Here is a 24,020-nt window from a genome sequence, read left to right on the forward strand (position 1 = left end):
ACTCCTTCGTGATGGTGGACAGTGCCGATAGTCCGTGTTGCTGCAATCTTTAAAGCAACTATCGTGCCAGGTTCATAACATCATGATTAATAGCGTTTTATCACTGTTTTCACCGCGCAATGGGAAGGGCTTTTTCCGCTCCTCATTGACCACAGCCATACTCTGCTTTTCCGCGGCTTCCGCCGCCGCGCCGCCCCAGCCCACCAGCGCCCGTAAGCAGGTGCATTCCCGCGTCCAGCAGGCGGCCTCCGAGGCGATTCGTCAGGAAGCCCAGCGCAGCCGCTGGGAGGATTACCAGGCAAAGCTCAATCTGTTTATTCCTTCTGAAATCTCGCAGTACGCCCCTGCGCCGCCCCGCTCACCGTCAGCACGCCGACGGGCGAACGCCTCGATCTGCGCAGGCTGCGTTTTGACGTACGTTGCGAAAGCGCGGGCGGCTGGGAAGTGGCGGTGACGGTCAAACCGGACATCTATCTCGCCGTATTGATGGCCAAAAACACCCTGGAGCGCGGGCACGTGCTCGGCCCGTCCGATATCACCCTGAAGAAGTTCAATATCAGCAACCTGCGCAGCGGTTACGTCACCCATCCGGATGATGTGGTTGGCCTGACGCTCAAGCGCCGCGTGCGGGAACTCCAGCCTTTAAGCATGAGCCAGCTCGATTCGCCGGTGATGGTTGAGCGCGGTCAGCGGGTACTGATGATTGCCGATCAGGATGGCGTCGAGGCCCGCACCATGGGGATCGCCAGCAAAAAAGGGCGCAAAGGCGAGATGATCAAAGTGAAGAATGAGAGCAGCGAGCGGGAAGTGACCGCCATCGTCAGCGAGATGGGCGTGGTCAGAACCAGCCTGAGCGCGAAAAATTAAAAAACTTTACGCAAGGCTTAAGTTTCGCCCTGAGTGCGTCGCTTTACAGGGGTATGGAGATCGGAAACGTTTTTTCCGCCCGCTGAACAGCTGACGCAACCTGCACAACCAAGAAGATGGAGTAAGCGATGAAAGTGACATCCCCCCAGTACGCCATGACGAGCGCGATTAATCAGTCCAGTGCGACGGCACAGACTCGCACCGCAGGTGCTGAGGAGATGAAAGTCGCACGCACCACCGCGATTGATCCGGTTCTCGGTGATGCGCATACGCAGCTGGCAAACCTGCCAGAAGTGGATATGGCGCGCGTCGCCAGTATGAAAGAGGCTATCGCCAGCGGGAAAATCAGCGTCGATCTCGATGCTCTAACCAGCGCGATAGAGCAATACTATCAGAGGTAAAAATGAGTAACGCCGCACAGAGCGTCAGAACGCTGATTCAGGGCATGGTCGACGATCGCAACCATTACAACCAGCTAAAGACCTTGCTGACGGATCAGCGCCAGTTCCTGATCGCGCGTAACGCGCAGGCACTGGAGACGCTGAACGCCAGCATTTTCACGGTGTATGAACAGCTTCTGGAAAACAGCAAACAGCGCTATCAGCTCCTGACCCGGCTCGGTATCCCCGCCGGTGCGCACGGCCTGCGCACGCTCTTCACCCGCCTGCCCGCCGCCAATCAGTCGCAGCTCAACACGCTCTGGGATTCGCTGGAGCAGGCAGCCGCAGAATGTAAAACGCTGAACGACAGCAACGGCATGGTGCTGGCGATGCAGCAGGAGGTTCTGCAAAACCTGTTTAACGTAGGCGAGCCGGAGAACTGGCTTTATCGGCAGGTGTGACCTCCCCCGCTGAATCTCTTTTTCCCCCGAAGGACCGCAGCATGACAACTCAAAAAATCCTGGCGGCTGACCTGCCTCAGGAATATTTGCTGGCCGCTATTCAGGAAGCAGCAACAGCCCATTCACCCGTCTCGCTGGAAGGTGCAACCCCTGACAAATTCGCAGAAATCAGCGGCTATCTGAGTCGCTGCGGCTATCAGTGCATCGGGCAAACAGACCAACCGCTTGCGTATCAATTTGTTGCGCTCGAGGCTGGAAAACAGCGGATTGTGGTGACAGCGACCAACGATAATTTCCATTTTTTGCTTCCCGTCATGGGGCTGATGCAAGAGCAAGGCCATCATGTACAGAAGCTTAGCGGCAAATCCCTCACCCAGCAGTCCCTGCTCAATGCCCTTCGCCATTGCGATGTCGCCTGGTTTGAGTGGGGCGACGGCGCGATTATTGCGGCGAGTCAGTTGCCGAAGTTTTGCCGCATGGTCTGCCGTATCCATCGTTACGAACTCTATGGGGAGGCATTTTTACAGGCCAACTGGGACAATATTGACGAAGTTGTTCTTGTCAGTCAGGCGATGAAAAAACGCTTTATTTCCCTGATGGGCAAGAAATTACCCGTCCATTTGAAGGTCACTGTTCTCGCCAATTTGACCGAACATGTTCCTGTCACGCAGAGTGCCATTCGTCGAAATCCGTTTCATATTGCCTGCGTGGCCCGCTTTGCGCCGCAAAAAAATCTGATCATGCTTCTGCCCATCCTGCAGGCCTTAGTGAAACAGAATTCGCGCTATAAGCTGTTTATTGCCGGACGCGTAGAGGATCAATGTCTCTTCGACAGTTTTACTCAGCTTGTCGCCATCTATGGTTTATCCCGCAATGTGGTCATATGCGGAACAATTGCCGCCGAGGAAATGGCGAGCTGGTACGCGGATAAATCCTTTTTGCTCTCCACCAGCTATAACGAATCTCAGGGCATGGGCGTATTTGAGGCGATGCTTGCCGGCTTAAAACCTGTTGCATTTCATGCTGCTGGAGGATTGAGTGAATATCTACCCAAGCATTATTTATTCACTTCGCTTGAAGACGCCGTGGCCCGCGTGCTTGAAGGTAATCCCTCTCCTGAACACTATACACAGGAAGCACAAACCCTTTTGCGCCAGCAGGAATTGCCGGAGGGTTATCAGGCTCTCTGGCAGCCGGTCGGCAGTACCACGCCGCTTTTTTCGATTCTCATCCCCTGCTATAACCGTGAGCGCTATTTACTTCCGGCAGTTTATTCTGCGCTGAATCAAAGGGATTCGCATTTTGAGGTGGTGGTGGTTGACGATGGCTCTACAGACGGGAGCCTTGCGACAATCGAAGACCTGAACGATCCGCGCTTGCGCATCGTTCGCAAAGCACACAGCAATGCCCCGGATACCCGAAATCGCTGTATTGAAGAGGCGAAGGGAGAATATCTGGTCTGGCTGGATAGTGATGACCACCTCCATGCCAATGCGTTAACCCATTACCGCACCCTGCTACAGCGCAACCCGCAGACCGACGTGATCTCCTGTGCAATGGAAACCTTAGCAGGTGAAAAGAAGTTTTTTTCTCTGTTCAACCATGCACCTGCCAACTGGTTACATCAGATAGTCCATGGCAGTTTCATTACTAATCCTGGTTGCTGCGTTCGTCGTTCGCTCTACACCCGAGTCGGGGACTATAACCCGGCATACCTGCGTGCTCATGACTACGAATTCTGGTCCCGCGCTGTCGGCGTAGCCCGTATTGCTTTTACCGCACAGTGCAATGTCGCTTATCGCCTGCATGACGACAATCTGACCGGAATGGGCAAACCAATTGATGCTACCTATGAATATCGTATCTTTGAAGCCATTCTTAAACGTTACCGGTCGACAGAGTTGTTTCCTGGCAAAAGCCGCCAGGAGATCGACGCGTTTGTGCAGACACGGCGCGAGGCTTTAATCGCCGCCTGCGATCTTGAATACATAATCATTGTGCTGGACGCCACGACGGTCTCCGTTGACACGTTAATAGAGCAAATCCAGCTCCTGGGCGCTCAACAGGATAAGCAATTCCATCTGTTAGTTGTTTCAGATAAAGCACTGCCATTTGCCAGCCTGCCCGTGCTGATTGCCGATTCGCCCGAGCCTACTATTCTGCGCCAGTACGTTAGTGAAACCTTCCCGCAGCGCTATTGCCGACTCTTTACGACCGAACCCGGCATGCAAATACATCCACTAACGATAGCCGATCTCAAGCACGCACTTTTGCACGACAGCCCTGTAGCAACAGGCCTGCATCGTTTACCTCTTTAAAGCATCAGGATTAGACATGTCACAGCCAAACAATACGTTAGCGTTTCAACACTCAGCACAATACTGGGACGACCGTTACCGCCTTGAAGGTAATTCAGGCGCAGGATCTTACGGTTGCCTGGCTGATTTTAAAGCTGAGGTACTGAATCGGTTTGTTGAAAAGGAAAGCATATCGTCAGTCATGGAGTTCGGCTGTGGCGATGGAAATCAGCTCTCACTTGCGCGCTACCCGCGCTATACCGGTTTTGATGTTTCTGCGCATGCCCTTGAGCGCTGCCAGAGCCGATTCGCCAACGATCCAACAAAGCACTTTTATCCGGTCAACGACTGGAACGGTCAGACAGCTGAACTCGCGCTCTCGCTGGATGTGATTTATCACTTAATTGAAGATGAAGTTTTCACACACTATATGACCACGTTGTTCAGCGCAGCCGAGCGGTTTGTCATTATCTATGCGTCGAATAACGAGGAGCTGAATGCGCTACTGGGCGGGCATGTTAAACACGTTCGCCATCGCAAATTCACTGACTGGATTGTTAAAAATATGACCGCGGAATGGGTGCTAGAGGATTGGGTTCCGAATAGATATCCGTTTGATGTTCGCAATCAAGACAATACGTCCTTTGCAGATTTCTATATTTTCCGTCGTATTGAAGAACAGTAAGTTCCGCAGACCGGGTGCCAGACAGGTTCCAATGCAGACTCACTGCGACCGAAACCCTCTGTAGAGAAAGAGAAAAAACATAGACATCAAAACGCTATCTTCATGGTTTTGATGTCTATTTAAATTAAAAGGCTGAATGGCTAACGTTAATAGTGACGGCCTGGTACATCAAATCAACGACAGCCCACACAGCAACGTGTAATCGGCCGAATTCGCGCCCTTCCACACATTTCCGCTCTGCCAGTTAAACCACGCGCTAAACAGCGCCACCACATCGTTGTGGGTGAGCTGAGCTTTGTCCTCGAGCCACATGGCGCACAGCATTTTCAGCTGGAACATCATGCGGGTCAGGGACATCAGCACATCACCGTAGTTGTCGGCGTCGGGACCTGGCAGACATTCGCCATACAGTTTATAGATCAGGGCGTTGCGTAGGATATGCGGCTGTTCGTTCAGCAGGGCGTTGCGCGCGGCACCGGCTTCCAGCTCGCGTAAGCGATCCTGCAGACGGGCAGGCTGCATCACCGCCAGCTCGCTGAGTTTCAGCATCATGCTCATTTTCTGCATTGCGGGCAGATTGAGGGTCAGACGCATCGCGCCCATCTGCTCCAGCGCTTCCACGCGATTCACCTCAATCGGCGGCAGAAGGCGCAGCTGTTCGTCGAGGATGCCGCGCTCCGCCAGCGCCGAAAGCTGCTCGCCCATCTCCAGCAGCTGGTGTGGCTCGCACTGATCGCTGTCGAGATAACGCTGCGCTTTACTGAGCAACACGCCGATGGCGTACAGGCTGCTCTCCAGCGTCAGCGCCGGATGGACCGCCAGGTTGATGCACATCTGGTTCAGGGTTTCGTCCCAGGCGCTCAGCCCCTGCTCGCTCTGCGGCCGGGTCGTTGAGGTATGCAGAACAAAGGCCTGCGGGTTGAGCAGGATCTCGCGGGCCGCAGTCTCGCAGCCCGCGTCGAGGCTGTCGCGCTGCTGGTTTTTCAGCTTCACGTGAGTGACGGGCCAGTCGTCCGTACGCCCCTGACAGGCAGGGCATTCGCAGGGCCGTATCCGCTCGGCAAAGCGGACGACATATTCGGGTTGGTAGTGCTCAATCAGTTCCATAGGGTACTCCGGCCGCTGGAGTGGCGGCCCTTCTTCATTGAAAGTTTTTGCGAAAAAACCAGTGGGTGCAATCGATACGCTTCCCGCTTTCGCGGTCGGATATCTCGGGTAAAAAAGCAAAGCTCGGCTGCAGACCAAGCCAGCAGCGGGCCTGCATGAGCGCAGGCCAGCATTCATCAAGAGTGAGCTGTTGCGCGATGGCCTGGCGGTAGCACGCCAGTAGCTCGGGGATGTATTCGCCGTTGACGGCATACGCGCAGCCGCAGTCAGCGCGCGCGATGCGGGCCACACCCGGCAATGCCTTGAGAGGTGAAATACGCTGATAGCGCGCCCCCAGCACCACCACCTGCCAGTCGATATGAGCCAGGCGGGAAAGGAGCTGGTTTACCGTTTTTATCGACATCTCTTTGCGCACGTATTTCACCGACGCATCCACCAGCACCACGCTTTGCCACTGCTCGCGCATTGCCGTGTCCAGCACCTGGCAGTGGGACGTCAGCTCGTCCTGCCCGTCGCGGGCAAAAGGCACCAGCTGTTGCGCATCGAGTCCAAGCGCGACCAGCGCCTGACGCTGATGTTCAAGCTCATCGGGCTGGTCATACAGCACCGCCACCTTAGCGAAGGCCGACCACTGCACGGAGGTGCTGAGCGGCGCGTGGCTCAGGCGGCGATAGTGGTTCAGCAGATTGCGATCGGAGACGAAATCTTCCAGCGTCAGCGCCGTCGGCTGGCTGGAGCCGAGCACGAAATCTTTGTCGTAGGTGTTAGCACTGTGCGAAATGCACAAAATCGCCTCGCGGGGATCGATTTGCAGTACCGGCGCGGTGTAGTTGTTCAGAAACGCCTGCTCTTCCGCCAGCATCGCGGAGTCTTCATAGCGATGGTTTTTCAGGAAGTGGCGGTGATAGGCAAAGGTGCCGTTCAGGGCGTGGTGGGTGCCAAACGAATGGGTGCGATAGATTTTATCGAGATGGCTATACCAGATGTAAATGGTGTCGCTGCCGGAAAAGAGGGCATTGTTGCGCTGCATCTCGCCCACTTGCGCGCTGATTTTGTTCGGCGGGTAGTAGTCGTCATCGTCAAAGCAGACGATGTACTCCCCTTTGGCCAGCTCGTTGAGTTTGTTGCGCTTTTCACCGAGATCCAGCCGCTCCGGGCTGTGGATATAACGCACATTGTCCACGCGCGCATCGACCATCATGGCGATCAGATCTTTGTTGCTTTGCGCGGAATCGTCGAGGATCACCAGCTCGCGTTTATCGGCCGGATAGTCCTGATACTGAAAGAGATAGAGCAGATAGGGCAGGAACGCCCGGCGCTCCCACGTCGGACAGATCACGCTGACAAACGGGAATTCGGTGATTTTTTTCTGCTGCTGGCGTTTGAGCAGCGACTGCATCAAATTAGTAGCCATCTTATCGCTGCCGCTGGGCCTGTTGTTGTCTTAACCAACACTGCGCAGAGACGGCGTCAGTGACTTTTTGCTCGCGGCGCTCCTGCGCCTGGCGCAGGTCCTGTCGACGGCCATCGAGCACCAGTTCGAGGCTCTTTTCCCGGCGCGATTCCGCCAGCAAATTCCCCTGCAATTTTTGCGCTTCGACTGTCGCGAGCGCCTGCTCCTGCCGCTGCCAGTCGATCACTCGCTGGATATTGCGTTTGTAGAACGACTGGTTGTGAAGCATGGTCGCGCTGCCCTGCATCTCCGGCGTGCTGTGGTTGACGAGGTTCGACAGGGCGTGAATGTTCTTCTCCAGGCGCTGGCACAGCTGCTGCTGAGTGGCGAGTTTACTGCTGAGATCTTTTACCGCGCGGTTGCGCAGCACATGGAGTTGTTCGAGGGTCTGAATCAGTTTACTCATCGTCGATTATCCTGCTTTCGCCAGTACGTTGAGATCGGAGATGGTTTTGTCGAGCAGCGCCGCATCCTGCACTTCCTGCTGCAGGAACCGGGTGATCGCCGGGGCGAGATTGACCGCTTTATCGGCCATCGGATCGGCGCCCGCCACGTATCCGCCCAGCGGGATGAGCGGCTTGATGCTCTGGTATTCGGCGTACAGCTGCTTGAGGGTGCGCGCCGAAAGCTGGTGTTCGCGCTCCGTCACCTGGCTCATACAGCGGCTGATGGATTGCCCGATGTCGATGGCCGGGTAGTGGCCCGCTTCCGCCAGATGGCGCGACAGGACGATGTGCCCGTCCAGCACCGCACGGGCGCAGTCGACTATCGGGTCCTGCTGGTCATCGCCTTCTGCCAGCACCGTGTAGATTGCGGTCATTGAGCCGTGGCTTTCGCTGTTGCCCGCGCTTTCAACCAGTCTCGGGATCATGCCGAATGCCGATGGCGGATAGCCTTTCGTGGCGGGCGGTTCGCCCAACGAAAGGGCGATTTCACGCTGCGCCATGGCGTAGCGGGTTAACGAGTCCACCAGCAACAGAACGTCTTTACCCTTGTCGCGGTAGTAGCTGGCGATGGTGTGGCACAGCTCCGTGGCTTTGATACGCATCAGCGGCGATTCGTCGGCTGGTGCGGCGACGATCACGGATTTGCGCCGCCCCTCTTCCCCCAGCGAATGTTCGATAAACTCTTTCACTTCGCGCCCGCGCTCGCCGATCAGCCCCACCACCACCACGTCGGCCTGGGTATAGCGGGTGATCATGCCGAGGAGCACGCTTTTGCCAACGCCGCTCCCCGCCATTAACCCCACTCGCTGGCCTTTACCGATGGTCAACAGGCCGTTAATCGCCCGCACGCCCACGTCAAGTGGCGCGGCCACCGGCTGACGTCGCAGAGGATGCACCTGCGGGAGTTGCTGCGGCAGTACCGTGTCGCCGGAGAGTTTGCCTTTGTCGTCAATCGGCTCGCCGAGGCCGTTCACCACCCGCCCGAGCCACTGATCGCCAATCAACACCCCCTGCTGTTTATCGGCAGGGTAAACGCGCGCGCCCGCCATCAGGCCGGAGGGCTGTTTGAAGGGCATTAAAAAGGTTACGTCGCGATCGAACCCGACCACCTGCGCCTCGATAAACTCCCCTTCAGCGCTTTCGACCTGGCACAGCTGGCCGACGGCGAGACGGCACCCGACGCACTCCAGCAAAATGCCCGCCACGCGCACCAGGCGCCCGGCCACGCGGGCGAGGTTGATGTTGTCGATGGAGCGCAAAACCTGCGCGAAATCGGTGTTACTCATCGCGGGATTCCGGCAGCAGCGTCTCTTTCAGCACGTCCATGCACTGGTCCAGTCGGTGCTGGCAGCCCACGTCCATTTCAGTGGTGTTGGTCACCACGCGGCATTCACCGGGGGCCAGATCGGGGTCCGCCATTAGCCCCCACTGGGCCACTTTTTCCGGCTCGGCTTCGCTGATGCGGCGATGTTCTTCGCTGTTGAGCATGACGTTGATCTGCTCGGGTTGCTGGGGCAATGCGCTCAGCGCTTCCTCCACCAGCGTCAAAATCTGCGTGGGATGCAGGGTCAGTTCACAGCGGATCACCTGCCGGGTCACTTTCTCCACCAGCTGTAATAACTCCTCGCGGCGACGCTGTTCGTAGTTCGCCATGAAGGTTTCCATCGACTGAATGATCTCATCCAGCGGATGGGCCGCGTCGAGAAACTGCTGGCGCGCCTGGGTTTTCCCTTCGGATCGCCCTTTCCGCACGCCTTCGTCAAAACCGAGGCGCAGCCCCTCCTGATATCCCTCTTCTTTGCCCTCTTCCATACCCTGGGCAAATCCACGGTTCAGGCCGTCCTGAAATCCCTGCTGAAGCTGCTCCTGTATCGCCGCGCCGTCAGCCGCAGCGGGAATATCATCCGCCACGCTGTGTGCCGGGCGGCGTTTACGCAGCGGCGGGAATTTGTACAGGCGCGGTTTGATCACCGCCTGTCGGGTCGGGGTCAGGGCGCTTAAGGGTAAGCTGTGCTTTTTAAACATGGTTACTCCATGGTCTGTTCGGCAAACAGTTGCACCTGAATCTCACCCTCTTCCGCCAGTTGACGGACGGTGGCCATGATCTCTTTACGCACATGATCCACGCGGCTCACAGGAACCGGACCCAGACGCGTAGTGGTGGATTGCAGCAGGGTAACCTGGCGTTTCGGCATGACGTTGAAAATGGTCTGGCGCAGTACCGGCTCGGTGCCTTTCAGGGCAACCGCCCACTCTTCGATAGAGATCTCCTCCATCAGACGCTGCAGCGTGGCTGGCGTCTGGCGACTCAGGATGAAGAACTCGTACATCTCCTCTTCCAGCTCCTCCACCACGCCCGCATCCCGTTCGCGCAGCTGATCGAGCAGTTGCTGCTGGTTGGACGGAATACGGTTGACGATATTGGCTGCATGTTTGATGCCGACCACTTTCGAGCCGTGCTCGGACAGCACCGCCACGCCGCGTTCGATCAGGCGATCCAGTTCGTCAATCACGTCGCGGTTAACGTCATCGAGACGCGCGATACGCCAGACGATTTCGTCCTGACGCTCCTGCGACAGGGCGCTGAGCACGCTAGCGGCCACGTCCGGCGGCAGGAAAGCGAGGAATACCGCCTGTAACTGGAGGTGCTCCTGCTCAATCAGCGCCGCCAGTTGCGGCACGTCGACCCACTGCAGACGCGCCATGCGGTGACGGATCTCGTCGCCGTAGATACCGTTGATCACGCTGCTAGCGATTTCGCCGCCCAGCGCTTTCTCCAGAATGCTGCGCAGATAGCTGCGCGAGGCGCCGTTGATACCGCTCTGCTCGCGGTAGTCGTCAAAAAAGTTGTTCATCGCATAGCGCGCGTGGTCCACCTTCACGCCGTGCAGCCGCGCCATGGTGTCGCTGAGTAAAATCACTTCATCACGGTTCATCTTCTGCATCAGCTTTGCGGCGGCTTCTTCGCCCACACTGAGCAACAGAATGGCGGCCTGCTCCAGGCGGCTGCGTCCACTTTTGACGCTACCTTTACTGCTCTTGTTTATTAGGTGTTCGCTCATTGCTGTTGATCCATTGTTTCAGTACTTCAGCCATACGTTCGGTTTCGTTTTCCGCCAGCATCTGCAGGTATTCCACCTTGGTTTCAAGGCCAGAACTGAGTGGCGGCAAGTCGGTATCCTGATTGAATGCCGGGCCTGGCAATCCGGTCAGGCCGTTTTCGGTGGTGACCAGCTCATTTTCCGGTGCGTCGTCCAGCCCTTTCGCTTCAATGGCATCGATGGCAGGCGCATCGCGGCGCGCCAGGCGCTGAGCCAGAGGACGCACGCCAAACAGCAGGGTTAATAGCGCCAGCAGGCCGATACCGCCCATTTGTCCCCAGTATTGAATGGACGGGTCTTGCCACCATTTCAGCACCGGCAGGCCGTCGCCCGTGATATCAACAAAGGTCAGACGGTCGAGGGTCAGAGAGTCACCGCGATCTTTTTCGATGCCAGCGGCGTCCTCGACCAGCCGCGTCAGCGTGGCGAGCTGTTCCGGCGTCATCGAGGCGAGAGACGGCGCGGCCTGATTCAGGGCCACCGCCACGCGGAGTTTCTCCAGCTTGTAGCCGGGATGACGGATATGGCGGATATCGCGATCGAAGGCAAACTTACGCTGCTCCTGGGTGCGGTTGGTGAGGGAGCGCGGATCGCTGGTCTGGGTTTGCGTGGTCTGCTGCTGCGCGTCAGGTGCCGTGGCGGCTGCCGGTGGCGTCACCGGACGGTTACTGAGCGAGCCAGGAATGCCCATTGCCAGCTCGTTGGTGGTGTTTTCGCGAGAGATATTCTCGTCGCTCACCAGCGGCTCTTTGCCCAGGCGCTCCTGAGTCTCTTCGACGCTGCTCATGTCCACGGACGGCGTCACGCTGATGCGGTAGTTTTCGCTACCAAACAGCGGTGTCAGCAGCCCGGCGATATTACTGGTGGTTTCGTGTTTGATACGCTCAATCACATCGCGCCCCTGGCGGATGCTGGCCATATTGGTGGTGCCCTGCTGGCCGTTCTCTGACAGCAGATTGCCCGCCTGATCCACCACCCGCACACTGTTTGCCTGCATGCCCGGCACGCTGCCGGCGACCAACTGGACAATCGCGGCGACCTGCTGCTCATCCAGATGTTTGCCGTAGCGCAACTGCAACATCACCGAGGCGCTGCTCTGCGGTTTGTTGGTCATCACAAAGGAGCTGGATTCGCTCAGGCCGAGATGCACGCGGGCGCTTTCCACCGGGTCGAGCGCCATAATGCTGCGCGCCAGTTCCCCTTCGAGGCTGCGTTTGTAGCGAACGTTCTGCACAAACTGGCTGCTGCCGAGCATCTCCTCTTTGTCCATCAGCTCGTAGCCTTCCGGCATCACCGCCGTAATCCCTTTCGCCGCCAGCGCCATGCGCGCACGCGGGAGTTTGTTTTCCGGGATCAGGATCTGGCCGTTGTCGGGGTTTATGCGGTAGGCAATCGCCTCTGCGCCCAGAACTTCCACCACCTGCGCCACGGGAATATTTTCCTGGCTGCCATACAGGGCCACATAGCCCTGATTGCTGCGCCACAGGGAGAAGACGATCGCCCCCACCAGCAGCAAGCCGCCTGCGGTAATCAGCCACTGGGGTTTCAGCCGCCCGGCAGGCAAGGGTAAAGCGGAGAGTTTTTCTTTTAACTTATTCAGCACGGAGGAGACCTTAGAGCGGAGTATTCATCACTTCGTCGAGCGCAGTGGTGAGTTTGTTGCGAACCTGCATCATGGCGGAGAAGGCCACGCTCGCCTTCTGCGATTCGATCATCGCACCAGCCAGATCGTCGCTCTGTCCCATTTCAATCGCTTTTTGCTTTGCTCCGGCAGAGTGCTGGACCGCATCGACATTATCGATCGCGTTATTCAGCACCTGGGAAAAGGAGAGATTGCCTGCGCCCGCCACGTCGGGAAACGACGCACCGGGGGCAATCATCTGCCCCTGATTCACCGCGCCAGACGCCGCCATCGCGGCCGTATTGTGCATTTTGTCCAGCATCGCCTGTTGGCTGGCGTGAAGACCGATAGCGGTAATTTTGTCCATTGGTTAAGTCCCTTATGCGGTTACGAGTAGCAACCGGCATCAATGCCTTCTTCACGCATTGACGCCAGTCGATAGCGCAGCGCGCGCGGGGTGATACCCAAAAAAGCCGCCGTTTTAGATTTGTTGCCGTTGTGACGTTTTAACAGTTCGAGGATGTACTGGAACTCCGCCATCCGGCCATGAAGCTTCACGTTGCTCATCGCGCTGGCCGCGCTCTGCTGCTCGCGGTAGGCAGGCATGACGTCGAGGTCGGGCATTTCGACGGTGGGAATCATCACCGGCAGGCCAAAATCCACCGCCGTGATCTCTTCGCCGTTGCTCAGAATCATGCCGCGCTGAATAACGTTCTCCAGCTCACGCACGTTGCCCGGCCATTCGTAAGCCAGCAGCGCGTGACGCGCTTCGTCGCTCAGACGAATATTTCCTTTATGGAAGGCTTTATATTTGGAAATAAAACGCAGCGCTAAAGGAATAATGTCCTGGCGGCGTTCACGCAGCGGGGTGATATGAATGGGTACGACGGAAATACGGTAAAAGAGATCCTGACGAAAACGCCCTTCGGCAATTTCCTGCTGTAAATCTTTATTGGTGGAGGCGACCAGGCGAATATCCAGAGGAATACGTTTATGGCTGCCGAGACGCTCGACTTCCTGCTCCTGCAAGACGCGCAATAATTTCGCCTGCAGGGCTAACGGCATATCACCGATTTCATCGAGCAATAAGGTTCCGCCATTCGCCTGTTCGAATTTACCGGCAACGCCTGTGACCGCTCCGGTAAAAGCACCTTTTTCGTAGCCGAATAAAATTGCCTCAAGCATGCTTTCCGGAATGGCCGCACAGTTCACGCCAACATAAGGCGCATCGGCACCTAATGCATTCTCATGAATATAGCGGGAGATACACTCTTTTCCTGTTCCGGTCTCGCCAGTAATAAGTACCGATACATTATATTTAGCCACGCGACGCGCTAATGAAAATACATTGACGCTTTCTGGTGCGCTGGCAACAAATCCATTTTCATTTTGGGCTTCATGTTCAATAACAATACTCATAACAACTCACCAACAATTTAATCAATTCATTAACCTGAAACTGCTGCACAGATATTCCGCCGCCTGGCGCGGATATTTATAAATGCATAATTTCGATATGGGTTACGAAAGTCACCGGATACAGTGAAGCATCGGAATTCATGACTGAAGCGCAGTATATCGGTGCGGGGTGAGATGTCTTGTTTTTAATGGGTATTAAAATATTAATCTATAAATATCATAGAGTTACAAAAGTTATTAATCTTGATAAGCGCCTGTAAAATAAGGAATTAATAACCCGGACAATCTTGTGCCGATCGTCTAAAAAGAGTCTAATTCTTGTCCTTAATAAACTGTGCGCGTCTGGTTTTATCTCTGGCAGGTTATCTCTCCTGAATAGATAAAGCGGCACTGTTTTAAGAAACTTAAATTATTTTAGAACCGATTAGCGTTTTTTGTTTTATCTCTGACGCTTTACGCTTATCACTCTTTTTATGCGGAAGAACTATGCAAGCAGCTCCTCAGCGAATCAGAATCTACCCACGTCAGGCGATTCCCGACATGGTGAAGCTCGATGTGAGCAAGCTCGGTCGCCCATGGCATAAATTACCCAAGTTAATGAATGACAGCTTCGATATCTATGATTCGCGCCTGAGCATTTATTTTCTTAAAAAATTGCGGGTAAATGTCGCACTGGAATCGATGACGTTTGCGATTGACCAGACGCATAAAAACACCCAACTTTTTTCCACGCCGCTCGGTTCCATTGCCTTTAGCATCGAGCGTTCATTACTCCTGCACATTCTTCATGACTATTATGGCCTGGGGAAAGAGAGCGGTAATATTTCACCGGACACCAGCCAACCGGTAACCAAAACAGAAGATCGTCTGAAAACAAAAATCGGGCTGGATCTCACCCGTTTGCTCATTGATAAAGAGACCTTTGGCCAGGACCTGGACATTAAAAGCGATAACACCACCATTATTAATCAGTGGGCGTGGTGCGTCACTTTTAGTCTCGAAGGGTATGAGCACGGCAGTTTTACGCTGTTATTTGATAATCAGCACGTCGATCACATGTTGATGAATTTACGCGACCCGCTGACGGACAGCCACGCTGGCCCTAAACCCACGCCGGACCGTTCGCAGATCGAACGTCTGTTTTACAGCCTGCCGTTAAAACTGAGCGGCAAAGTCGCCAGCCTGAATTTAACCGTCGCCCAACTGGCCAAAATCAAGCCGGGCGACATCATCCCTATGAGCATCAACGATCCCGTTCCTGTGTATATCGGGAAAGAGCAGATTTTTGACGCCAACATCGCCGAAGACCACAGCAAGTTATTCCTCTGTGGATTTAACGACAGAACCATCGAGAAGCCTTATGAGTGATCTGCAACAAGAATTGAGCCAGTCCCTGGATTTCAGCGATCTCAACCTCGGCGATATGCCGCGCGAAGAGACGGTTGAAGGCAATATCCGCCTGGATATTCAGGAACAACCTGAGACGGCGAGCGGCATCGACGACCTGCGCAAAATGGCGCTGTTCAGCCGCATTCCGGTCACCCTGACCCTGGAAGTGGCGTCGGTGGAGATTTCGCTGGCCGACCTGATGACCGTCAACCATGACTCGGTGATTGAGCTGGATAAAATGGCCGGTGAAGCGCTGGACATCAAAGTGAACGGCATTCTGTTCGGTAAAGCCGAAGCGGTGGTGTTGAACGATAAATACGGCCTGCGCATTCTGGAGTTCAACAGCAAAGAACTGGGTGAACTGACGCGATGAAACCGCTGCTTCGCGCCGTGGCGCCCGCGCTGCTGTTTGCCGGGCTGCTCTTCTCACCGCAGCTGTTTGCGGCGAACGGCGATATTACGCTCTTTAGCTCGGCCACCACCGACGGCGGCCAGGATTACAACGTCAAAATTGAAATCCTGATCCTGATGACCCTGCTGGGGTTACTGCCGGTGATGGTGCTGATGATGACCTGCTTTACGCGTTTTATCATCGTGCTGGCGATTTTGCGCCAGGCGCTCGGGCTGCAGCAAAGCCCGCCGAACAAAATCCTCACCGGCATCGCGCTGGCCCTGACGCTGCTGGTGATGCGCCCGGTCTGGACGACGATTTACGATGAGGCCATCGTGCCGTTTCAGAATGATGAAATCACCATGAAACAGGCGTTTGGCAAAGCGGAGACGCCGCTGAAGAACTACATGCTGGCGCAAACCAGCAATAAAGCGATGGCGCAGATGATGGATATCGCCAAAGTGACGGGCGATCCGCGCGAGCAGGATCTGACGGTGGTTACCCCCGCGTACCTGCTGAGCGAGCTGAAAACCGCCTTCCAGATTGGCTTCATGATCTACATTCCGTTCCTGGTTATCGACCTGATTGTCGCCAGTATTCTGATGGCGATGGGGATGATGATGCTGTCGCCGCTGATTGTATCGCTGCCGTTCAAGCTGATGCTGTTTGTGCTCTGTGACGGCTGGACGCTGATTGTCGGCACCCTCACCTCCAGCGTGCAAGGGGTATAGCCATGGTCACGATGGATATTGCCGGTGACATCATGGCGAGCGGCATCAAGCTGGTGCTGATTATCTCGGCGGTGGCGATTGTGCCGAGCCTGATCGTCGGCCTGTGCGTCAGTATTTTTCAGGCGACAACGCAAATTAACGAACAGACCCTGAGCTTTTTGCCGCGTCTGCTGGTGACGCTGGCGGTGTTGATCATTGGCGGCAAATGGATGCTGACCCAGTTAGTCGACTTTACCGTCAACCTCTTTCACCAGGCGGCGGCGCTGGTGGGCTGACGGCCATGGGCATCGATATTCTCACTCTGATAAACCCGCTGATGGCGCTCGTTCTGCCGTTTGTGCGCATTCTGGCATTTATCCATTTTTGCCCGGTGCTGGATAACCGCGCTTTCAGCAAACGCATCAAAGCGGCGCTCGCGCTGGCGCTGTCGGTGATTATCACCCCGATGCTGCCGGAAAAAGTGCTGCTCACCGGGCTGATGTCGGTGCGTACCCTTCTGCTCATCGGCGAGCAGATGCTGTGGGGCATGCTGTTTGGCATGGCAATGCATCTGGTGTTTGTCGCCCTGCAGACCGCCGGACATATTCTTTCAATGAATATGGGCCTCGGGATGGCGATGATGAACGACCCGGTCAACGGCAGCTCGACCACCGTGATTTCGCAGATTATTTACACCTTTTGCGCCCTGCTGTTTTTCATTATGGACGGGCATCTGCTGGTGGTGACAATTCTGTTTAAAGGTTTTGTCTGGTGGCCCATCGGTCAGGCGATTAATAAACCGACATTATTATTAATCGTACAAAGCCTGGGCTGGATAATGTCTGCGGCGACATTAATCGCCCTGCCCACCACCTTTGTGATGCTGATTGTGCAAGGGGGGTTTGGCCTGCTGAACCGCATCTCTCCGACCCTGAACCTGTTCTCGCTGGGCTTTCCCATCAGCATGCTGTTCGGCCTGCTCTGTATTTCGATGATGATGACCAATATTCCCGACCATTATCTCAACCTGACCAATGAAATTCTGGCCAGGCTCGAAGCCGTAAGGAGCCACTGATGGCCCAGGGCGGAGATAAGAGCGAAAAACCCACCCCCAGAAACTGCGCAAAGCGCGGGAAAAGGGCGATCTGCCGCGCTCGAAAGACCTGACCATGGCGGTGGGGCTGCTGACCTCGTTTATTACCTTGAGCAGCTTTTTCCCCTATTACCAGCAGCTGATTACGGAATCTTTTACCTCGGTGGGAATGATGGCCGGGCGGCTGGACGATAGCGGCGCGCTGAGCCAGTTTCTGATGCTCAACGTCTCGGTGATCTTGCGCTTTATCGCCACCCTCGCGCCGATTCCACTGGCCTGTATTGTGGCGAGCCTGATCCCCGGCGGCTGGATTTTTACGCTGTCGAAGCTGAAGCCCGATTTCAAAAAAATCAGCCCGATCAGCGGCGTAAAGCGCATGTTCGCCGCCAGCCATTATGTGGAAGTGGGCAAGATGATGCTCAAGTGCGGGGTAATTCTGGCGGTGCTGTATTCGATGGTTCACAGCTCCCTGAATCCGCTGCTGCATCTGCAGCGCCTGAACCTCAACCAGGCGATCCACGCCGGTTTTGGCATTTTTCACCATGTGCTGATCTACTTCATTTCAGTGATTGTGATTTTTGCTCTGCTCGACGTGCCGCTGACCAAATTCATGTTCACCAAAAAGATGCGCATGACCAAGCAAGAGGTGAAGGAAGAGCACAAAAATAACGACGGGAACCCGCAGATCAAGGGGCGTATCCGCCAGCTCCAGCGCCAGATGGCGATGGGGCAGATTAACCGCACCGTACCGGAAGCAGACGTGATCATCACCAACCCGACCCATTTCGCGGTGGCGCTGAAATACGATCCGAACAAAGCAGAAGCCCCGTACATCGTGGCGAAAGGGGTCGATGATATCGCCCTCTACATCCGTGAAGTGGCAAGCCAGCACCAGATTGAAGTGGTGGAGTTTCCGCCGCTGGCGCGAGCGGTTTACCACTCCACGCGCGTTAACCAGCAAATTCCGGCCCAGCTTTTTCGCGCCATTGCGCATGTGCTGACCTACGTCATGCAGCTCAAATCCTGGCGCACCGGCCAGCTTGAGGCCAAACCGAGCCTGAACAAACAGATCAACATTCCTAAAGAGGTATTAAAAACCCATGGCGAACAGTAAGTCACAGCAAATGCTTGCCATTCTCCGTCAGGGCCGCATCGGCGTACCGATATTACTGCTCAGCGTGCTGGCGATGGTGATGTTGCCGTTGTCTCCGCTGATGCTGGATATTTTGTTTACCTTCAACATCGTGCTGGCCGTGACGGTCATGCTGGTGGCGGTAAACATGCAGCGTCCGCTCGATTTTGCCGTGTTCCCGACGCTCCTGCTGATCACCACCCTGATGCGACTGACCCTGAACGTCGCCTCCACGCGTGTGGTATTACTCCACGGCCACGAAGGGGAAGGTGCAGCCGGTAAGGTGATCGAGGCCTTCGGACAGGTGGTGATCGGCGGCGATTTCGTTGTCGGCTTTGTCGTATTCATCATCCTGATGATCATCAACTTTGTGGTGGTCACCAAAGGGGCAGAGCGTATTTCCGAAGTGTCGGCGCGTTTTACCCTTGATGCCCTGCCCGGTAAACAGATGGCGATCGACGCCGACCTGAATGCGGGACTGATTAACCAGAAACAGGCGCGCGATCGGCGTAAAGAGGTGTCGAAAGAGGCCGACTTCTACGGCGCGATGGACGGGGCCTCGAAGTTTGTCCGTGGTGACGCCATCGCCGGGATCATGGTGCTGGTGATTAACGTCATCGGCGGGATCTGTATCGGTATCTTCAAATACGATCTTGATGCCAGCCACGCGTTCCAGCAGTACGTTCTGCTGACCATTGGTGACGGCCTGGCGGCGCAGATCCCTTCCCTGCTGCTGGCGACCGCCGCAGCGATTATCGTGACACGCGTCAGCGACGGCGATGACGTCAGCGATGAGATCAAAACCCAGCTGCTGGCCAAACCGCATGTGCTTTACACCGCCGCCTTCGTCATGTTTATTCTGGCGATTGTCCCCGGTATGCCACACATCGCGTTTCTGTGCTTCACCGGTTTACTGCTGTTTGCCGCCTGGCGGCAGAGCAAAGTGGTTAAACCCGCCGAAGAAGAGACGGATTACGAAGCGATCACCGACGCACTGGGCCAGGATGTCGCGCCTGCTATCAACTGGGAAAGCATTCCGCTGGTGGAGCCGATTGGCCTGAATCTGGGGTACAAACTGGTGACGCTGATTGACTCGGCAAAGGGCAGCCCGCTGTCGCAGCGTATTCGCGGGGTGCGCCAGGTGGTGTCTGAACAGTGTGGTGTGCTGCTGCCGGAGATTCGCATCCGGGAGAATTTCCGCCTCAAGCCTGCGCAATATGCAATTCATATCAACGGCATCCGCACTGCGCTGGCGGAGGTGTACGCTGAAAAACTGATGGCGATTCCAGGGGCGGAACTGTACGGCGAAATCGACGGCGTGCTGGATACGGATCCGGCGTACGGCATGGCGATCGTCTGGATCGATCCGGAGCAGAAAGCCAATGCGCTGAATCTGGGTTATCAGGTGGTGGACTGCGCCAGCGTGGTCGCGACGCACGTCAATAAAGTCGCCCGCGAGCATCTGCCGGAGCTGTTTAATTACGACGATATTACCCATCTGCACGCCCGTCTGGCGCAACAGGCGCCGAAGCTGGCGGAGGATCTGTCGAACGCCCTCAACTTTAGCCTGCTGCTGCGGATTTATCGCCAGCTGCTGCTGGAGCAGGTGTCACTGAAAGATATCGTCACCATCGCCTCGACGCTGCTGGAAAGCTCGGCAGTGACCAAAGATCCGATCCTGCTGACCTCCGACGTGCGTTACGCCCTGCGTCGCGCCATTATTCATAATATCAATGGTGACCGGCAGAAGCTGGCGGCCTACACCATTGATAACGCGCTGGAGAATATGCTGCTGGGCGCGCTAAATCAGTCTCAACAGAGTGGAAAAGTGGCGCTGGATAGCTTCCCGGTCGACCCAAACATTCTGACGCAGCTGCAGAACACGATGCCGATTATTCAGGAGCAGATGAAAGCGAAAGGGATGCCACCGCTGCTGCTGGTGACCCCGCAGTTGCGACCACTGATTTCACGCTATGGACGTCTGTTTGCCAGCAATTTGAATGTGCTGTCGTATAACGAGGTGCCGGATGACAGTGATTTGACGATTGTGGGGACGCTGTCGTAGTCCGTGATGAATGCCCGGCGGCACTGCGTGAGTGGTGTTGTCAGCCGGGCAAGCGCTGCGTTACCCGGCATTTCCTGCCAGTTAATCATCCAAAAAACGCAGTTTCCATCCGGCGAGGGTGCGCGGCATATGACGCTGATCGCTACCGTCGGTGCTGTAATAGCTAAACATCAGGCCACCCCCCTTCGCTGGCGAAATCAGCCCGGCCCAGATTTCCCCTTTTGGCGTGTACATCACGATAGCCGTGTGTTTGTTTGCCGCACCTTGCACCCACATGGAGATCACGCGGGCACCGATGTTGTCGATATCATTCTGATAAATATAGACGTTCGCGCTGTTGACGAAGTTCTGGTAATCGTCGCCGACCAGCGTGCGGAATTTGTCGTCGAGGGCGGCATCCTGAAAGATCCCGAGGGTGAGCAGCGTCGCTTTGGGGCGCGGATCGTGTTCCGCCATCTGATAAGCGCCATCGAGGAATACCCCGGCTGGCATCGACATGCGGCAGCCCCAGTCGGAGTTACTGTAAACCTGGAGAGAACCGTCGTGTTTGGGGATCAGCAGCAGTTTGCAGTTATTGGTGTCCACCACTTTCTCGACCACCAGCATCCCGTAGAGTTTGCGCGCCTCGGCGGTGAATTCATCTTTGTTTAGCCCCGCCCAGGCACGAATATCCAGCGTCTCGCTCCACTGGGCACTGCGACTGAACTGGATCACCCCGCCGCTCATATTGGGCGCCAGCATGTTCCACCATTTGCCTTCCCACTTAAAATCGCGGTTAACGTTGGAAATCCCACTGATCCCGGCGTAGTACGCACGTTCAATGCAGACGGCAGTTGTGCATTTTTCCAGCAGCTTTTCCCAGTGGAGATACTCTTTATCGTTTGCCGCCAGACCATCCTGATGAATCGCCTGCTGATAAACCACCGACAGGGTGCTATCGAGCCAGTGCAAGTTGTCGTTATTACAAATCGTATTTTCCAGCGGCGTGACGGCTCTTTGGCAGTTCACCGCCATGGCGCTGCTGCTCAACATTAGCATGAGGCAAAACAGAATGCGGCGAGAGATCATAATTGCTCAACTTTCATCCAATAATAGCTCTATTGTGGCGAATGCCTCCCCACTTTGCAATATAAACCCATTCAGGGTATCTATATTTATAATTAATGAGAATGAGGTGTTAAGTTTTGTTGGTATTTTGTCGCAATATTAAAAATGGGATGATTAAATTATGGATACTTAATAATGAAAATTGACAGTAGTAATTTGACCATGGCAACCGTAGCCGCCTACGGATCGCAAACAGAATCCTCGCGCAGTCCCTTAGGTATAAAACGCTCCAGTGGAAATGCATGTCCACAAAGCGGTTACTGGCGAATAGATAACCCTGCGGTGACCAATGTGGTAAATGTTATAAAGGGTGAAACGATGCCCTGGCAAAATGGCTACCCCGTCACCTGGAAACTTATCGAATATGATTTAAAGAACGAATGACGTTATTGTTATTCACCCTATGGGAAATTTCATTTCCAGATGTAAAACAATAAAATTTCCCATAATATTATTCTTTCCATTTTTAAATGCTTTTCCGTATTTATCCTTCCTTCAGAATTCTGTAATACACTGGCTCATACCGCAGCGCCACATTGTTGCCCTTCCTGTTTAAGTCTGGCGCAGAGTGTGTCGCTTTGAACGGGTAACGTTATGGTGATGAGGCTGGCATGGAAAAAAGTACACATTTTGTTGTTCAGTGTGTCGAAAAAAACAAGCTCGATGCTGGTATCGATTTTGTTATTCAACCCATTTTCGATCTTTCGCGCTTCGCCTGTATAGGCGGTGAAGTTCTGGTGCGCGGCACCCATCGGCGCAATATCGTGCCGCCGAATTGTTTTATCAGCCAGCTGGAAGAGACGGGCGGAATTTTGCCAATGGGTGATTATGTTATGGCCCAGGCATTTAAATTCATCGCCAGACAGCCGCAGGCGTTGCGGGAAAATCCGCTTTTTACCCTGAATATTTCTCAGGTACAGTTGAACGATGCCGAATTTTCGGCGCGCGCGTTAGACATGATGCAGCAAAATAATCTTTCACCGCGAAACTTTATTTTTGAAATTACGGATATCATCGATACGCCGGAAGAATCTGTCTGCCAAAATCTCGACCAGCTGAGCGAAGCCGGCATTCAGCTCGCCTGGGATGGTATTGACAGCCTGGAAACATTGAAATCACGGCTCGCTATCTGGACGACAGACTATATTAAGCTCGACAGAAGTTGTCTGACTGCCGGAAATATAGAAAAGACGTTTTTAATGCTGGATTATATCAATGAGATTGATATCGATGTCATTATTGAAGGCGTGGAAAATTACACGCACGTCTCCGCGATGCTGCGCCACGGTGTGAAATACGGACAGGGTTTTCTCTTCTCCCGCCCGATCAGTAAAGAGCATTTTCACCAGGAGTATATGCAGCCCGAACGCTAGCCATTTTCCCTGGAGAGATAAAAAACAAAAAGCCCCAAAAAGGGGCTTTTGCGTTTTATCACCGGGCGGCGCTGCGCTTCTCTGGCCTGCAAAATGATGAGCAGGCCAGTGCAAACAGCGTGCCGCCAGGCGACAGCACGGTCTGAGTCTTAGAACGGGATATCGTCGTCGAAATCCATTGGTGGTTCATTAGACGGTGCTGGAGCAGACTGCTGCTGCGGACGAGACTGCGCGCCGCCGCTGAACTGATTGCCGCCCTGTGGCTGCTGAGGCTGACCCCAGCTACCCTGCTGCTGCTGACCGCCGCCTGCAGGTGCGCCACCGCCCTGACGGCCTCCCAGCATCTGCATGGTGCCGCCGACGTTTACCACAACTTCAGTGGTGTACTTTTCTGCACCGGACTGATCGGTCCATTTACGGGTACGAAGCTGACCTTCGATATACACCTGAGAACCTTTACGCAGATATTCACCAGCTACTTCTGCCAGTTTGCCGAACAGCACAACGCGGTGCCATTCAGTCTGCTCTTTCATCTCACCGGTCGCTTTATCACGCCAGGATTCGGAAGTAGCCAGCGTAATGTTGGCAACTGCGCCACCACTCGGCATGTAGCGTACTTCCGGGTCCTGGCCCAGATTACCGACGAGAATCACCTTGTTTACGCCTCTGCTGGCCATGATTGTGTCTCCTGAATACGTTTCTTAATAGTGTAAACGCGCGAGTGTACCATTTCCACGGTGCAATTTGATAGCTGCGACCGCGATTCCACAGAACTCACGCTACCTAAACATTGTTGCACATTAAATCGGAACCTGCTTTCCAATACTGTATATTAAAACAGGTCAGATTGTGTCATAATTAGCCGTTTCTGCCGTTTGTCCTTCAAACAAACCAGGCATCCGAGTCTCTACCGGGAAAGGTGA

At 55.0% G+C, this 24,020-nt stretch carries 23 protein-coding genes and 2 pseudogenes; 14 read left to right on the forward strand and 11 right to left on the reverse strand.

The genetic code is table 11. The features are described 5' to 3' along the window. Positions 1 to 82 precede the first annotated feature (82 nt). From flgA to DAI21_RS02860, 5 genes and pseudogenes are all read left to right on the forward strand, one after another. A pseudogene (gene flgA, locus DAI21_RS02840) lies at positions 83 to 867 on the forward strand (flagellar basal body P-ring formation chaperone FlgA). 128 nt (positions 868 to 995) lie between these two features. Further along, complete coding sequence (gene flgM / locus DAI21_RS02845) at positions 996 to 1,268, forward strand: flagellar biosynthesis anti-sigma factor FlgM (RefSeq protein WP_107702448.1); 273 nt, start codon at positions 996 to 998, stop codon at positions 1,266 to 1,268. Positions 1,269 to 1,270: 2 nt separating this feature from the next. Then, complete coding sequence (locus DAI21_RS02850) at positions 1,271 to 1,708, forward strand: flagella synthesis protein FlgN (protein ID WP_100778026.1); 438 nt, start codon at positions 1,271 to 1,273, stop codon at positions 1,706 to 1,708. A gap of 41 nt (positions 1,709 to 1,749) precedes the next feature. Further along, on the forward strand, positions 1,750 to 4,026 hold the full coding sequence (locus tag DAI21_RS02855; protein ID WP_107702449.1) for a glycosyltransferase: 2,277 nt from the start codon (positions 1,750 to 1,752) through the stop codon (positions 4,024 to 4,026). 16 nt (positions 4,027 to 4,042) lie between these two features. Beyond that, entirely contained in the window at positions 4,043 to 4,690 is a 648-nt protein-coding gene (locus DAI21_RS02860; RefSeq protein ID WP_107702450.1) for a methyltransferase domain-containing protein, read from the forward strand. Between the two features lie 168 nt (positions 4,691 to 4,858). On the opposite strand, the gene DAI21_RS02865 is transcribed toward DAI21_RS02860, so the two are convergent. From DAI21_RS02865 to DAI21_RS02905, 9 genes are read right to left on the reverse strand one after another with little or no spacing between them, the layout of a single operon-like run. Further along, positions 4,859 to 5,797 carry a hypothetical protein gene (locus DAI21_RS02865; protein ID WP_107702451.1) on the reverse strand — a complete coding sequence of 313 codons (939 nt, stop codon included), beginning with the start codon at positions 5,795 to 5,797 and terminating at the stop codon, positions 4,859 to 4,861. Positions 5,798 to 5,831: 34 nt separating this feature from the next. After that, positions 5,832 to 7,211 (reverse strand): glycosyltransferase family 2 protein, encoded by a 1,380-nt coding sequence (locus DAI21_RS02870; RefSeq protein ID WP_234419513.1) that lies wholly within the window; start codon positions 7,209 to 7,211, stop codon positions 5,832 to 5,834. 1 nt (position 7,212) lies between these two features. Continuing rightward, positions 7,213 to 7,656, reverse strand: a complete 444-nt coding sequence (gene fliJ, locus DAI21_RS02875) for a flagellar export protein FliJ (RefSeq protein ID WP_100778031.1) — start codon at positions 7,654 to 7,656, stop codon at positions 7,213 to 7,215. 6 nt (positions 7,657 to 7,662) lie between these two features. Next, positions 7,663 to 8,982, reverse strand: a complete 1,320-nt coding sequence (gene fliI, locus DAI21_RS02880) for a flagellar protein export ATPase FliI (RefSeq protein ID WP_100778032.1) — start codon at positions 8,980 to 8,982, stop codon at positions 7,663 to 7,665. Next, positions 8,975 to 9,721 (reverse strand): flagellar assembly protein FliH, encoded by a 747-nt coding sequence (gene fliH / locus DAI21_RS02885; protein ID WP_102105612.1) that lies wholly within the window; start codon positions 9,719 to 9,721, stop codon positions 8,975 to 8,977. Before fliH ends, fliI begins: the two co-directional genes overlap by 8 nt. A 2-nt stretch (positions 9,722 to 9,723) precedes the next feature. Continuing rightward, positions 9,724 to 10,758, reverse strand: a complete 1,035-nt coding sequence (locus tag DAI21_RS02890; RefSeq protein WP_100778034.1) for a flagellar motor switch protein FliG — start codon at positions 10,756 to 10,758, stop codon at positions 9,724 to 9,726. Further along, on the reverse strand, positions 10,727 to 12,400 hold the full coding sequence (gene fliF / locus DAI21_RS02895; protein ID WP_100778035.1) for a flagellar basal-body MS-ring/collar protein FliF: 1,674 nt from the start codon (positions 12,398 to 12,400) through the stop codon (positions 10,727 to 10,729). Before fliF ends, DAI21_RS02890 begins: the two co-directional genes overlap by 32 nt. 10 nt (positions 12,401 to 12,410) lie before the next feature. Next, positions 12,411 to 12,785, reverse strand: coding sequence for a flagellar hook-basal body complex protein FliE (gene fliE, locus DAI21_RS02900; protein WP_100778036.1), 375 nt, complete (start codon positions 12,783 to 12,785; stop codon positions 12,411 to 12,413). Between the two features lie 20 nt (positions 12,786 to 12,805). After that, positions 12,806 to 13,837 (reverse strand): sigma-54-dependent Fis family transcriptional regulator, encoded by a 1,032-nt coding sequence (locus DAI21_RS02905; protein ID WP_107702453.1) that lies wholly within the window; start codon positions 13,835 to 13,837, stop codon positions 12,806 to 12,808. A gap of 486 nt (positions 13,838 to 14,323) precedes the next feature. Here DAI21_RS02905 and DAI21_RS02910 point away from each other — a divergent pair, with 486 nt between their 5' ends. From DAI21_RS02910 to DAI21_RS02940, 7 genes and pseudogenes are all read left to right on the forward strand, one after another. After that, complete coding sequence (locus tag DAI21_RS02910) at positions 14,324 to 15,205, forward strand: FliM/FliN family flagellar motor switch protein (RefSeq protein ID WP_107702454.1); 882 nt, start codon at positions 14,324 to 14,326, stop codon at positions 15,203 to 15,205. Continuing rightward, a complete protein-coding gene (locus DAI21_RS02915; protein WP_100778039.1) occupies positions 15,198 to 15,599 on the forward strand; it encodes a FliM/FliN family flagellar motor switch protein in 402 nt (133 codons plus the stop codon). Before DAI21_RS02910 ends, DAI21_RS02915 begins: the two co-directional genes overlap by 8 nt. After that, the gene (fliP, locus tag DAI21_RS02920; RefSeq protein WP_100778040.1) at positions 15,596 to 16,348 is read left to right on the forward strand and encodes a flagellar type III secretion system pore protein FliP; all 753 of its coding nucleotides are present in this window, start codon (positions 15,596 to 15,598) and stop codon (positions 16,346 to 16,348) included. Before DAI21_RS02915 ends, fliP begins: the two co-directional genes overlap by 4 nt. 2 nt (positions 16,349 to 16,350) lie before the next feature. Next, complete coding sequence (gene fliQ, locus DAI21_RS02925) at positions 16,351 to 16,623, forward strand: flagellar biosynthesis protein FliQ (protein WP_100778041.1); 273 nt, start codon at positions 16,351 to 16,353, stop codon at positions 16,621 to 16,623. A 5-nt stretch (positions 16,624 to 16,628) separates the two neighbouring features. Further along, positions 16,629 to 17,402 carry a flagellar biosynthetic protein FliR gene (fliR, locus tag DAI21_RS02930; protein ID WP_107702455.1) on the forward strand — a complete coding sequence of 258 codons (774 nt, stop codon included), beginning with the start codon at positions 16,629 to 16,631 and terminating at the stop codon, positions 17,400 to 17,402. Then, a pseudogene (flhB, locus tag DAI21_RS02935) lies at positions 17,399 to 18,534 on the forward strand (flagellar biosynthesis protein FlhB). Before fliR ends, flhB begins: the two are co-directional and overlap by 4 nt. Then, complete coding sequence (locus DAI21_RS02940) at positions 18,521 to 20,617, forward strand: flagellar biosynthesis protein FlhA (protein ID WP_107702456.1); 2,097 nt, start codon at positions 18,521 to 18,523, stop codon at positions 20,615 to 20,617. Before flhB ends, DAI21_RS02940 begins: the two are co-directional and overlap by 14 nt. Positions 20,618 to 20,698: 81 nt before the next feature. Here DAI21_RS02940 and DAI21_RS02945 read toward each other — a convergent pair whose 3' ends face one another. Next, positions 20,699 to 21,685 carry a lysozyme inhibitor LprI family protein gene (locus DAI21_RS02945; protein ID WP_100778045.1) on the reverse strand — a complete coding sequence of 329 codons (987 nt, stop codon included), beginning with the start codon at positions 21,683 to 21,685 and terminating at the stop codon, positions 20,699 to 20,701. A gap of 174 nt (positions 21,686 to 21,859) precedes the next feature. Here DAI21_RS02945 and DAI21_RS02950 point away from each other — a divergent pair, with 174 nt between their 5' ends. Both DAI21_RS02950 and DAI21_RS02955 read left to right on the forward strand, forming a co-directional pair. Beyond that, complete coding sequence (locus tag DAI21_RS02950; RefSeq protein WP_107702457.1) at positions 21,860 to 22,108, forward strand: hypothetical protein; 249 nt, start codon at positions 21,860 to 21,862, stop codon at positions 22,106 to 22,108. Positions 22,109 to 22,335: 227 nt separating this feature from the next. Continuing rightward, entirely contained in the window at positions 22,336 to 23,097 is a 762-nt protein-coding gene (locus DAI21_RS02955) for an EAL domain-containing protein (RefSeq protein ID WP_102105614.1), read from the forward strand. Between the two features lie 149 nt (positions 23,098 to 23,246). Here the strand turns inward: DAI21_RS02955 and ssb1 are convergent, their stop codons facing one another. Further along, positions 23,247 to 23,774, reverse strand: coding sequence for a single-stranded DNA-binding protein SSB1 (gene ssb1, locus DAI21_RS02960; protein ID WP_100778048.1), 528 nt, complete (start codon positions 23,772 to 23,774; stop codon positions 23,247 to 23,249). Between the last annotated feature and the right edge of the window lie 246 nt (positions 23,775 to 24,020).

The organism is Lelliottia sp. WB101 (genome assembly GCF_003051885.1).
Lineage (GTDB): Bacteria > Pseudomonadota > Gammaproteobacteria > Enterobacterales > Enterobacteriaceae > Enterobacter > Enterobacter nimipressuralis.

What these genes read in the sequence shown, in the direction of transcription:
- flgM (WP_107702448.1), top strand. Translation starts at nt 996, where the DNA reads ATGAAAGTGACATCCCCCCAGTACGCCATGACGAGCGCGATTAATCAG.
- DAI21_RS02865 (WP_107702451.1), bottom strand. Translation starts at nt 5,797, where the DNA reads ATGGAACTGATTGAGCACTACCAACCCGAATATGTCGTCCGCTTTGCC.
- fliI (WP_100778032.1), bottom strand. Translation starts at nt 8,982, where the DNA reads ATGAGTAACACCGATTTCGCGCAGGTTTTGCGCTCCATCGACAACATC.
- fliP (WP_100778040.1), top strand. Translation starts at nt 15,596, where the DNA reads ATGAAACCGCTGCTTCGCGCCGTGGCGCCCGCGCTGCTGTTTGCCGGG.
- fliQ (WP_100778041.1), top strand. Translation starts at nt 16,351, where the DNA reads ATGGTCACGATGGATATTGCCGGTGACATCATGGCGAGCGGCATCAAG.
- DAI21_RS02955 (WP_102105614.1), top strand. Translation starts at nt 22,336, where the DNA reads ATGGAAAAAAGTACACATTTTGTTGTTCAGTGTGTCGAAAAAAACAAG.
- DAI21_RS02910 (WP_107702454.1), top strand. Translation starts at nt 14,324, where the DNA reads ATGCAAGCAGCTCCTCAGCGAATCAGAATCTACCCACGTCAGGCGATT.
- fliH (WP_102105612.1), bottom strand. Translation starts at nt 9,721, where the DNA reads ATGTTTAAAAAGCACAGCTTACCCTTAAGCGCCCTGACCCCGACCCGA.
- fliE (WP_100778036.1), bottom strand. Translation starts at nt 12,785, where the DNA reads ATGGACAAAATTACCGCTATCGGTCTTCACGCCAGCCAACAGGCGATG.
- DAI21_RS02860 (WP_107702450.1), top strand. Translation starts at nt 4,043, where the DNA reads ATGTCACAGCCAAACAATACGTTAGCGTTTCAACACTCAGCACAATAC.
- fliJ (WP_100778031.1), bottom strand. Translation starts at nt 7,656, where the DNA reads ATGAGTAAACTGATTCAGACCCTCGAACAACTCCATGTGCTGCGCAAC.
- DAI21_RS02945 (WP_100778045.1), bottom strand. Translation starts at nt 21,685, where the DNA reads ATGATCTCTCGCCGCATTCTGTTTTGCCTCATGCTAATGTTGAGCAGC.
- DAI21_RS02850 (WP_100778026.1), top strand. Translation starts at nt 1,271, where the DNA reads ATGAGTAACGCCGCACAGAGCGTCAGAACGCTGATTCAGGGCATGGTC.
- DAI21_RS02905 (WP_107702453.1), bottom strand. Translation starts at nt 13,837, where the DNA reads ATGAGTATTGTTATTGAACATGAAGCCCAAAATGAAAATGGATTTGTT.
- DAI21_RS02915 (WP_100778039.1), top strand. Translation starts at nt 15,198, where the DNA reads ATGAGTGATCTGCAACAAGAATTGAGCCAGTCCCTGGATTTCAGCGAT.
- DAI21_RS02940 (WP_107702456.1), top strand. Translation starts at nt 18,521, where the DNA reads ATGGCGAACAGTAAGTCACAGCAAATGCTTGCCATTCTCCGTCAGGGC.
- DAI21_RS02890 (WP_100778034.1), bottom strand. Translation starts at nt 10,758, where the DNA reads ATGAGCGAACACCTAATAAACAAGAGCAGTAAAGGTAGCGTCAAAAGT.
- DAI21_RS02855 (WP_107702449.1), top strand. Translation starts at nt 1,750, where the DNA reads ATGACAACTCAAAAAATCCTGGCGGCTGACCTGCCTCAGGAATATTTG.
- DAI21_RS02870 (WP_234419513.1), bottom strand. Translation starts at nt 7,211, where the DNA reads ATGGCTACTAATTTGATGCAGTCGCTGCTCAAACGCCAGCAGCAGAAA.
- DAI21_RS02950 (WP_107702457.1), top strand. Translation starts at nt 21,860, where the DNA reads ATGAAAATTGACAGTAGTAATTTGACCATGGCAACCGTAGCCGCCTAC.
- fliR (WP_107702455.1), top strand. Translation starts at nt 16,629, where the DNA reads ATGGGCATCGATATTCTCACTCTGATAAACCCGCTGATGGCGCTCGTT.
- ssb1 (WP_100778048.1), bottom strand. Translation starts at nt 23,774, where the DNA reads ATGGCCAGCAGAGGCGTAAACAAGGTGATTCTCGTCGGTAATCTGGGC.